General features: G+C 57.3%; 9 protein-coding genes. 5 read left to right on the top strand and 4 right to left on the bottom strand.

The window, feature by feature from the left end:
- Positions 1–304: 304 nt before the first annotated feature.
- Positions 305–1,627, bottom strand: a complete 1,323-nt coding sequence (gene aglM / locus EXE50_RS02115) for a UDP-glucose 6-dehydrogenase AglM (RefSeq protein WP_137704231.1) — start codon at positions 1,625–1,627, stop codon at positions 305–307.
- Positions 1,628–1,975: 348 nt separating this feature from the next.
- On the opposite strand from aglM, the gene EXE50_RS02110 reads away from it, so the two are divergent.
- The 5 genes from EXE50_RS02110 to EXE50_RS02090 all read left to right on the top strand — a co-directional run bounded on the left by EXE50_RS02110 (position 1,976) and on the right by EXE50_RS02090 (position 7,226).
- On the top strand, positions 1,976–2,863 hold the full coding sequence (locus EXE50_RS02110) for a TrmB family transcriptional regulator (RefSeq protein WP_137704230.1): 888 nt from the start codon (positions 1,976–1,978) through the stop codon (positions 2,861–2,863).
- Positions 2,864–2,954: 91 nt separating this feature from the next.
- Positions 2,955–4,103, top strand: a complete 1,149-nt coding sequence (locus EXE50_RS02105; protein ID WP_137704229.1) for an NAD-dependent epimerase/dehydratase family protein — start codon at positions 2,955–2,957, stop codon at positions 4,101–4,103.
- On the top strand, positions 4,096–5,091 hold the full coding sequence (locus EXE50_RS02100; RefSeq protein WP_137704228.1) for an NAD(P)-dependent oxidoreductase: 996 nt from the start codon (positions 4,096–4,098) through the stop codon (positions 5,089–5,091). Before EXE50_RS02105 ends, EXE50_RS02100 begins: the two co-directional genes overlap by 8 nt.
- Positions 5,084–6,112 (top strand): NAD(P)-dependent oxidoreductase, encoded by a 1,029-nt coding sequence (locus EXE50_RS02095; protein WP_137704227.1) that lies wholly within the window; start codon positions 5,084–5,086, stop codon positions 6,110–6,112. Before EXE50_RS02100 ends, EXE50_RS02095 begins: the two co-directional genes overlap by 8 nt.
- 157 nt (positions 6,113–6,269) lie before the next feature.
- A complete protein-coding gene (locus EXE50_RS02090; RefSeq protein ID WP_137704226.1) occupies positions 6,270–7,226 on the top strand; it encodes a sulfatase-like hydrolase/transferase in 957 nt (318 codons plus the stop codon).
- Positions 7,227–7,249: 23 nt separating this feature from the next.
- Here EXE50_RS02090 and EXE50_RS17605 read toward each other — a convergent pair whose 3' ends face one another.
- The 3 genes from EXE50_RS17605 to EXE50_RS02075 all read right to left on the bottom strand — a co-directional run bounded on the left by EXE50_RS17605 (position 7,250) and on the right by EXE50_RS02075 (position 10,905).
- Complete coding sequence (locus tag EXE50_RS17605; protein WP_137704225.1) at positions 7,250–8,257, bottom strand: hypothetical protein; 1,008 nt, start codon at positions 8,255–8,257, stop codon at positions 7,250–7,252.
- A gap of 150 nt (positions 8,258–8,407) precedes the next feature.
- Positions 8,408–9,400, bottom strand: a complete 993-nt coding sequence (locus EXE50_RS02080) for a transposase (RefSeq protein ID WP_137704224.1) — start codon at positions 9,398–9,400, stop codon at positions 8,408–8,410.
- Between the two features lie 47 nt (positions 9,401–9,447).
- Positions 9,448–10,905: an oligosaccharide flippase family protein gene (locus EXE50_RS02075; RefSeq protein WP_137704223.1), complete on the bottom strand. Its 1,458-nt coding sequence runs from the start codon at positions 10,903–10,905 to the stop codon at positions 9,448–9,450.
- Positions 10,906–11,073: the final 168 nt, after the last annotated feature.

The following is an 11,073-nucleotide window of genomic DNA, read 5'->3' as shown; positions in this document are numbered from 1 at the left end:
CTGTCGGGCGATTCTGTCTACGTGGTCCTGTAGTCGCGTGCGAACAGCATTGGTCATCATCGGCGTGTCAGTGCGGTCGGTCCCAAGCGCGCGTGTTACACCCGTTTTCACGGGGAGTACTGCGGCGGGGATCATGGGGTGTAACTCCGGTGATTTCTCGGGAGTGCGGCAATCTCGCGGGAGAAATCCATGTTCCGCGAGTGAATTATCGAGGACTGGCGGGACCGACTCGTGTGCCCTACGGTGGGCCGTCGACTAGACAGCTGGTGACCCGGAACAGTTCGACGGCTCCGAGCCTAGGAGTTCACCAGGTCAACCCGTCGTAGATGATCCCGTCGCGCCGCTCGATGATGCGGCGCCCGTCAACGACGATCGGGGTCGCCATCGCGTCGAACTCCGCACCGAGCGCGGCGAACTCGTCCCAGTCGGTGACGACGACCGCCGCGTCGGCGCCGTCGAGCGCCGCGGCGGCCGAGTCGGCGTAGGTCACGTTGTCGACGTAGTTCGGCGCGTTGTCGGCCGCGACCGGGTCGTAGGCGACGATGGTGGCGCCGCGCGCCTGGAGATCTTGGATGACGGGAATCGCCCGCGAGTTCCGCATGTCGTCGGTGCCTGGCTTGAACGCGAGGCCGAGCACGGCGACGGTGGCGCCGTCGACCCCGCGGTCACGGTGGGCGGCGAGGTGGTCGGCCAGCATCGCGACCAGCCGCGCCGGCTGGCGGTCGTTGACCTCGACCGCCGCATTCAAAATCGCCGGGTCGTAGCCGGCCGCCTCCGCGGCAGAGATAATTGCGCGCACGTCTTTCGGAAAGCAACTCCCGCCCCAGCCGACGCCGCTCTGGAGGAACTGCGCGCCGATACGGTCGTCTAAGCCGATCGCGTCCGCGACCTCGTAGGCGTCGACGCCGAGCGCCTTACAGATGTTGCCGAGGTCGTTGATCAGGCTGATCTTCGCCGCGAGAAAGGCGTTGTTGGCGTACTTGATCATCTCGGCGGTGCGCGTGTCCGTCTCCACGACGGGCGCGTCGGCGGCCGCGCTCAGCGGCTCGAACACTGCGCGTATGTCTGCGAGCGCCCGGTCGCCGTCCGCGCCGAGAACGACCTTGTCGGGGTGCAGAAAGTCGTGGACGGCCGTGCCCTCACGGAGGAATTCCGGGTTCATGCCGACGCCGAAGTCCTCGCCGGCGGTCTTCCCGCTCTCTCGTTCCAGAATCGGGGTGATCGTGTCAGCGGTCGAGCCGGGGACGACCGTGCTCTTGACGACGACCGTGTGCCAGTCGGGTTTGTCAGCGAGCGTCGCGCCGAGTTGGCTCGCGCCCGCCTCCATGATTGAGAGGTCGATGCTGCCGTCGTCGTTCTGTGGGGTGGGGAGACAGAGGAAGGTGACCTCGGTGTCGAGGACGGCGTCGTAGTTGGTAGTCGCGCGGAGCCGTCCCGTGCCCTCCGGGCCAGCGTGAGCGGCGATGAGGTCGGCGAGCCCCTCCTCGTGGATCGGTGCTTCGCCGGCGTTGATCGTCTCGACGACGGACTCGTCGATGTCGATGTTGACGACGTCGTGGCCCAGATCCGCAAAACACGCCGCAACGGTGGTGCCGACGTACCCGCTGCCGACGATAGAGAGGTTCATTGTAAGCTACCCATCACACGGTGCCGACAAGAAGCGTTTGGTCGGAGATAGAAAGGGTCGATGAGATGTCGGCCGCTGCCGATGGACCGCGGATCACATACTCCCCGAGTCAGTCACATCGTCCGAGACCACACAGTTAAACCTACTCTTCGTTCAGTTCGTCGTCGCGGCCCTCAGAGAGGCGCTCCCAGATTTCCGTACAGCCTGCGCCGTCGGGAACGTCGGCGAGGTGGGCGTCGTCAGCAGCATCCGAGTTACTCATGTTCTGAGTAACTGTATTAGCGCCCACATAATAACTGTTCCGACACCACCAGTACGTACTTACGGACCGAACGACGACCAACGCCTATGCCCGAGTCCGCCGAGGATCTCTTCTCGCTGCTTGATCTCACCGAGTATGAAGCCGACGCGTTAGAGGAACTGCTGCTGTTGGGGCGAACCACGGCGCCGGATCTCGCCGAGGCGACCGGAATCCCGAAAGCGCGGATCTACGGCGTGCTCGACGCGCTCTCAGAGGCGGGGTACGTGAAGATGATTCCCGGCCGGCCGAAGCGGTACGAGCCCCACGAGCCGGCGGCAATCGCCGAGCGGGCGGTCGAGAATCGGCGACACGCCTACGAGCAGTTCCGCGAGGACGTCGAAGCCGTCGAAGACGCGTTCGTCGACGAGTACGCGCCGGTCCGTGACCGGGGCGTCGACGAGCTCAGCCCAACCGAGGACCTGTTTCACGTCGTCGACGTGGGCGAACCGAGCGAGCGGGAGACACGGCGGCTGTTCCGCGAGGCCGACGAGGGCGTGTACGTGCTTTCGAAGAGCTTCGGATATATTGACGCCGTACAGCCGGCGATCCGCGACGCCGTCGACCGCGGCGTCGCTGTTGATGTCTTGCTCCTCCACCCCGACGCGTTGTCGCCGGAGAACCGCCGGCGCCAGGCTGAGATCCGCGAACTGCTCGCCGAGGAGTTTCCCTCGGTCACCGTGCGCGTCAGCGACCGCGTGCTGCCGTGGCGTGGCACGTTCATCGATCCCAGCCTCTCGTACGAGTCGGGCCAGGGACTGCTGATGGTCGAACAGGAGGAGGTGCCCAACCACCATCGTCAGGCCGCGGTGACCGAGAATCCTGCTTTCGTCGCCGGCATGTGGCAGTACTTTGATCTGCTGTGGCGCCACGAGAGCGTTCCCGCGGATCCCCACCCCGAGGGTGGGGGCGTCTCGGGACATGATGCCGGAGAGTAAGGCGAGCGTACCGGATTCGAGCCCCCCAGTATCAGCGCTGCGAGCCTAACCGCAAAGCATTTACTCGTAGTTACTCGACTGCCGAGTAACGATGACTGTCCTACTCACCGGTGCCGACGGCTACCTCGGCTGGCCGACCGCGCTGCGACTGGCTGACCGTCTCGACGAGCGAATTGTCTGTGTCGACGACTTCTCGCGGCGCGACTGGGTCGCCGAGTCCGGCAGCGTCTCCGCGACGCGGATCGACGATCCCGAGGAACGCTTCGCCCGTGTCGAGAACCTCAGTCTTGTCGAGGGTGACCTCGCGGACCGGGACTTCGTGCTCCAGCTGTTGGCGACCCACGAGCCCGACACCGTGCTCCACGCGGCCGCCCAGCCCAGCGCCCCCTACTCGTCGATCAATGGCGAGCGCGCGCTGTACACCCAGCGCAACAACGTCTCGATGACGCTGAACCTGCTTCACGGCCTCCACGAGACGGGGCTGTCGGACACCCACTTCATCGAGACGACGACGACCGGCATCTATGGGGCACCCCACTTCCCGATCCCGGAAGGCGGCCTGGAGGTCGAACGGAAGGACGGCGCTGACGAGGTGCCGTTCCCGGCGATGGGCGGCAGCTGGTACCACCAGACGAAGTCCTTTGATGCGGCGAATATGCGGCTCGCGGAGTCGCAGTTCGACTTCCCGATGAGCGAGGTGCGGACGGCGATTGTGTACGGTACTGAGACGGAGGAGACCCGCGCCCACGAGAGTCCGACGCGGTTCGACTTCGACTACTACTTCGGCACGGTCGTCAACCGGTTCTGCGCGCAGGCCGTCGCCGGCTACCCGATTACGGTGTACGGCAAGGGCGAACAGCGCAAACCGATGGTGAGTCTTGAAGACGCCGTCGAGAGTCTCGTGCGGCTAGTTGAGCAGGGTCACTCCGGCGACGACGGCATCGACGTGTACAATCAGGTCACCCGGCCGATCGCCATCGTCGAACTCGCCGAGACGATTGCCGAAGTGGGTTCGGAGTTCGACCTCAACGCCGAGGTGAAACACTACGAGAACCCCCGCGAGGAGGACGAAGAACACAAAATGGAGATAGAAAACGAGCGGTTCCTCGACTTAGTCGGGGGGCAGCGCCAGGAGCTCGAGTCCGGGATCCGCGACGTGCTCGGTACACTCGTTGAAGAGCGCGAGCGGATCGCGGCCCACGAGGACCGGTTCCTGCCCGGCGTGCTGACCGATGAGTGACGCAGGCAGCGACGGAACGCACAGCGACCACACTGAGGGCCAGCGCGTCCTTGTCACCGGCGGCTGCGGCTACATCGGCAGCGCGCTCGTCCCGCGACTGCTTGATGACGCGCGTGTGAACGAGGTGGTCGTGCTCGACTCGCTGGCGGCGGGCTCGCCGGCCCACCTCGCTGGCTGTGTCGGTGACCAGCTCGACTTCCGCCGGGGCGACGTGCGCGACTACGGCGCCGTCGAGAGCGCGACCCGCGGCGTCGACGCTGTGATCCATCTCGCGGCGATCACCGGCGCCGCCTCGACCCACGACCGCCGCGAGGAGACGTTCGCGGTGAACCGCGACGGGACCGAGAATGTGCTCACGGCCGCGGGGAAGTTCGACGTCGAGAGCGTCGTCGTCGCCTCCTCGTGTAACAACTACGGCCGCGCGGCGAGCCGCGACATCGACGAGACGACTCCGCAGAATCCGCTGAATCCGTACGCCGAATCGAAGGTGGCCTGCGAGCAGTTGCTCGATGAGGCGCTCGAGGCGTACGACTTCGAGGGGACGGCACTCCGGATGAGCACGAACTACGGCTGGTCGCCGGGTGTTCGGTTTAATCTCGTGGTGAACCATTTCGTGTTTCGGGGGTTGACCGACCGCCCGCTGACGGTGTACGGCGACGGGTCGAACTGGCGGCCGTTCATCCACGTGCGCGACGCGGCGCGGGCGTATCTCGACGCCTCGTTGGATCCGGACGCGTGGCCCCAGCACGTGTACAACGTCGGCTCGAACGAGGGGAACTTCCGGATCGCGGAGATCGCGGAGATCGTCCGTGAGGAGCTTGATCGGGATCTGGACGTGACGTATCTAGAGGACGAACAGCCCGGCCCCTCCTATCACGTGAACTTCGACCGCTTGGCCGAGACGGGCTTCGAGACGGAGTGGACGCTGCGGGAAGGAATTCGAGATATTGCGAGTGAACTAACCGGCACGGAGGCGATCCATGACTGAGACGACAGAGACCGAGATAGACGAGGGGAGCGACGGCAGGGATATCGAGACGCCGACGATCGCGGTGACGGGCGCGGCCGGGTACATCGGTAGCCGCGTGGTCGTCGAGTTACAAGAGGCGTACCCCGACTGGGAGCTCATCGCGGTCGACAACCAGTACCGCGGGCAGGTGGACTCGATCGGCGACGTCGACATTGATCACGTCGACATCCGGAATCGTGACCGGTTAGAGGGCGCGCTCGCGGGCGCGGACGTGGTGTGTCACCTCGCGGCGATCAGCGGCGTCGACGACTGCGAGGAGAATCAGGATCTCGCGTACGAGGTGAACGTCACCGGGACGAACAACGTGGCGTGGTTCTGTCGGAAGACGGGCGCCGCGCTCGCGTTCCCGTTCAGCATGGCCGTATTGGGTGATCCCGAGGAGTTCCCGATCACGGCCGACCAGCCGCGGGACCCGTTGAACTGGTACGGCCGGACAAAGTTGCTCGGTGAGCGGTCGATCGAGACCTTTGCGGACGGCGCGTTTCCGGCGCATCTCTTCTTGAAATCGAACCTCTACGGCGAGCACGTCGTCAACGGGACCGAGGTGGGGAAGCCGACTGTGATCAACTTCTTTGTGAACCGGGCGCTCGCGGGCGAGACGCTGACAGTGTACGAGCCGGGAACACAGGCACGGAACTTCATCCATGTGAAGGACGTGGCGCGAGCGTATGTACAAAGCACAGAGCGGTTGGTTGAGCAATTAAAACGCGGTGAAACTGGAAGTGAGACGTACGAAATTGCGAGTGATCAGGATATGAGCGTGATGGAAGTAGCAGAGATAGTCCAGAGTGCGGCTGACGATGTATTAAAAGCCGATGTGGATATCACTCTTGTTAAGAACCCAAGAGGTAACGAAACAGTGGTCAACAGGTTTGATGTCGACACTTCAACTACAAAACAAGTGATAAACTGGGAAACACAAGAAAAAGTCTCAGAGTCAGTTTACCAACTGTTGAAGGGAAATGCGTCAGGCAAATAATTTTTTACGCTTCTTTTTGAGTATCATCTTTCAGTTGTGGGTAGGTGTAGCACGGAATACAGTAAGCACAAAGTGCTAAAATAGATTTGTTTTCATCTGTGTCCCTCGCAGGGCGCCGCTCGTAACTTTCATTTGCGGTTCGGGGGATACTACAGTTATGTCTGACCCTGTTGTCGTCTGGTGGACTATAGACAGTCTCCGACAGGATATCTGTTCTGTATACGGAGGAGAGGCAAAAACGCCGGTTCTTTCGAAACTCGCTGAACAGGGCAAGTCGTATGATGCTCGCTCAATGGCCACCTGGACGCTGCCATCTGTGACTTCCATTCTCACGGGGCAACCACCAGAAGAGCATGAGGTCAAAACGCAGGACGATCGTTTACAGCCGGGTACCCCCACACTCCCGCAGTACTTCCGCAATCAGGGGTGGACGACGCTCGGAATTGTCGCAAACCCGTGGTTCTCACGCCGGAAGGGACTCGATATCGGATTTGACCGGTTCTACAACATCACAGAGGATGGTTCGCTGATGAAGGAAGTCTCAAAAACCTCCCTGCTGAAGCATCTCCTTCATTTCCGTACCCGGAGTGGTGGGTTCACTCTTGATGTGGACAAGCATCCTTCGGAGCCACTGATGGTTGATTTAGCAAGAGAGTGGCTAAGGGAGGCCAGCCGACCGACGTTTATGATGGTTCACACGCAGGGAGCTCACTCTCCGTACAGTTCACCGAACAGTTGGAATCGACATCAGGACGAAACTGAGCCGCTCCGTGCAGATTATCTAAATCTTGTTGAATTCATCGATGCTCAGTTAGGACGGTTCATTGACATACTCCCATCAAACGCCACGATAATCGTGACTAGTGACCACGGTGAGGCACTTGGAGAATCAGGTGAGTGGGGACACAAAAATGAGGAACTAGACTTCCTCCGCGACGTTCCAGCTGTTATTGCCGGTTCCACGCCGGAACTTCCGAACGACATAGACCATATTGATATTCACGACTGGCTCCGAGAAGATATTATTCCAACTCGTGGAAACCAGGTGCGGTCTAACGATTTGGAAGAGCAACTAGAAGCGCTAGGATATGTCGATGGCAAACATAGCGTCTAGCCCGTCCTGTGTCTGATTACGTGTTATGTCTTGTAACCCAGAGCTTCGAGAATTTCCTCTGTAGAATCATCAGCTTCATTTTTTTCTTCGATTACTGGATTATACGTATTTGAGTCCGTAGCAGTCGTTTCTACCCACGGAACATGACGGACCTGTGGATGAAGACTCCCAATTGTATGCCCGTAAATGCCGTATTCGCCGAAGGCCTCTCCGTGGTCTGCGGTTATGATGACCTTCTCAGCATCAATGTTGTTCAGGGCAATCTCTACCTCATCCAACGCGAACCGAATCTCGTTGAGATACGCCTCCCAAACTGTATCCATATCACCCGTATTTCGGAGGTATCTGAGGGGTCTGCCCTCGTGTTTCTCAAGGTCACGATCCTCGGCAATGGCATCGGCAGCATAGGGTCCGTGTGGCTGCATATAGTGTAGTATGAGACGATCTACGTCTTCCCCTCTTGCGGCTCGAATTCCTCTATCTGTAATATATCGTGGAGGTGTTTTTCCCTTGGGATGCCTCGCAATCTCATCACTCGGGAGATTGTATTCGAACGCATAATCTACATATCCTAGGTCAGAGATATTGACTGTGTCATGATAAGACAGTAGACTGTACGCAAGGTGTCCATCAAATAGACCAGAGTTCGATGGGCGATTTTCTTCGAGAATCGATCTTAGCTGTGCTGTGCCCGAAACGTACCCAGTTTGTTGAATCTTATCAAGATAGTCGGGATCAAACGTTTTCGCGGTCCATTCAGGAGTTGATCCTCCGACCGTTTTGAGTGAGTCAACACCCTCTATGAACTCGTATTCCGGTGCGACCTCACGGAGGGCGTCAATGCGACAGCAGTCTAAGATAATTAACAAATCCCAGTCTTTCGTATAGATATTTGTTCCTATATCGCGCTGAGTATTGTATATGGTCGAAGGAATCCGGTACCCGTGTTGGAGGACGAGTTCATCGAAAATCTGATACGGATTTGAGATTCCTCTCTTAAGATTCTCAATGGTAATATCGAACTTGAACATGGCTATTAGATGAGACACCACGTATAATCCTCTTGCGGTCCTAGTAGTGTCGGTCGAACTGAACCCCGGAGTCACTAATGTGAGGGTCTAACGGCCAACAGAGAACACTCCAATAGTTATTACCAACGTGAGCGTGTCATAGAATCCATCTCATAGCTTCTCACAGCCCGGTAGGTTTCCTCGCTCGTAGTTGGTGATGGCAATAACGAGCCGTAGGCACAGCGCAACGAACACTTCTGTTCGTGCGTGGACGCGGCCTCGGGCGCTGACGTGCCCGAGGCCGCAGTCCTTGACTGCGTCGTTGGTTCGTTCAACTCCTGTTCGGTTGGTGTACGTCTCGTCTAACGTTGATTGCTTCAACTGGACATCCTCGCTGTATTCTTCGATGTGATCTTCGACCCTGTATTCGATGTCTAGTGGGTCGTCAGCGTTTCGAGGATTGTACGGAGCGACTGGCACGACCCCTGCGGCCAGCAGGTGGTCGTGCCAGTCGAGGATGTCGTACGCGCTGTCTCCAAGCATCCACGTTGGTGTATCGACGGCGAGCGCGTCACGTGTGACGCGCATCGCCGTCTCCTGACCCGCTTGTTTAGTTTGTGTGAATTCCGCTGCTATCGGGATCTTTGAGCCGGTTGAGACGATTGTACAGCCGAAGCCGTAGTAGTGCTCTTCGGCTGTAGGGTTGTAGTTCCACGAGGCAGCGTCGTTGTATTGGATCGCTTCGACGTGAGTCGAATCAATAGAGTACGTAGAGTCGAGCAGGCCGCGAGCGGCGGCCTGCTCGACGAGCCTGTCGAAGACATCGTCAACAACGTGTTCGAGGTCGGTGAGAAAGCGATCAATCGTATCTCTTGATGGCGGTTTGTCGAGTCCGCAGTAGTACCAGACAAGGCTGTGGCGGAGTTCTCGTGTAACTGGACGTGTGCCGTAGACGTTCTCGTAGTAGCAGTGGAGAAAGCCGCGAAAGAGATCTGGTGGCTGATGGACTCGTGTTCGCCCCCGCTTCGAGGGGGCGAACACGTCGTACTCTCTGAGAAACTGGAACTCAAGGTATTCAAACAGCGGTACTGTTTCGGTAGCCGCCGCATTCAAGAAGTCGTCTACCGAAGCCACATTTTGCAGGGTTGCGCTGGTGTTGGACACACTTCCCGCACCCTGCCGCTTCGTACGTGACGCTTTCTATGACACGCTCAACGTGGTTGGTTAATCGGTAAGTTATCAAAGATTGTCTGACGAGTTTCGTCTGAGATGATTATCAGCGTTCCCATGTAGATTGTAGCTCCTATGAGAACTAATCCGAACACGACCGATGCGTTGTGATCTATGACCCTGTGTGTGGTCTCAACTGCTTCCAAGAAGAATACGGTAATCGCCATGATTATCGAGGCACCGATCTGTACCCCAATCTCTTTCACGGGAATATTCACTGTGAGTATCTTACTTACAGCATAATACGCGTATGCTAGGCTAATACCCGAGGAGAGAACCGTCGCAATCGCTGCTCCACGCCATCCAATTTGCTGAATTAGGATAAAGTTCAGAATTATATTTGATATAATAAATGTTCCATTGACTCTGAAGTCAATATCAGGTCTGTTGATTCCCTGAAGAACACCAGTTAACTGCTTTTGGTAGTCGTATATGAGCACCGCAACGATTAGAAGTACAAGTACCTCAAACCCAACGACAAAGTCAGAACCATATAATCTCAAAATGCGATCGCCAAGCAAAATACCACCAAAGAGGCCAGGAATAACAAAAAGCCCTGTATACTGTAGGCTCCTCTCCAATAAGTTGGCAATCTCTGTGTAGTCGTCTTTGTTTTCAAGTTGACTGAATTCTGGAAATAGTGTCGCCTCAATCGCGGAACCCAAGATAGTTAGAAACGAAGCAATATTCCAAGCGATTGCGTAAACCCCGATCAAATTACTAGGCACAAATAGTCCTAGAATCAGTATATCCGCATAGTTGTTGGTCTTCGATTTTAACGATCCCAGCCATGAGTATTTCGCAAACGAGTAGATACTCACCAGTCTCTCTCGCGTGTTCACCTGAGATGGTGACGGGAGAACCTCAAATTTGATCACGAGATAGACAAATCCAACGGCAGCTACAGCCAGGGAAGACAACACCCACCCGAACACAAGCCCTGACAATCCAAGACCGATACTAACCGCAGCAACTTGAAGAATGATACGGGCAACCGACTGGATTGATGTTAATATACCCGAAATATGGACGTTTCGAGTACCGGAGAGTCCCGACCTAACAGTAGTCATCGCCGTCCCGGAAATAACGAGAATGACCAGAAAGTAGGTTGAGTAAGGGTGTGTAATATAATCAGTCACCTGTTTAGAAAACAGAAGAAGAAGGCAAGTGATGACCCCTGTACCAACAGTAATGACTCCAAGGCCCACCTGGAAGTACTCTGCGGGGGCCTCGCCCTCGCTCATCCGTTTCGTAATTGCCGGGCTGAGACCTGCCTCCACCAACACGCTGAGCCAACCAACCGACGAAAGTAGCAGAAAGTATATTCCTAGTGTGTCCGAGCCAACTACTCTCGCAAAATAAAGAGTGGAAAGGAATCCACCGGCTGATGTTACAATTTTCGAGAGGAACTGGATTGCCGATGTTTGGCCTATCCTCATCGGTGACTCGAATCGAACCAACTCATTCCTCTATTTTGAATATTCAACATCTATCGGTCGTTTTGACGGTTCCACTCTTCGGGGGACCGGTTTAAATACTTGGCTTTGGAAAACATTAGATCACCTCTCGAATATAAGGATAAGTCAAACGGGTGCGTTTGGGGTTGA

The organism is Halorubrum sp. ARQ200 (assembly GCF_005435115.1).
GTDB lineage: Archaea > Halobacteriota > Halobacteria > Halobacteriales > Haloferacaceae > Halorubrum > Halorubrum tropicale.
This window is presented reverse-complemented; position numbering and strand designations above follow the sequence as displayed.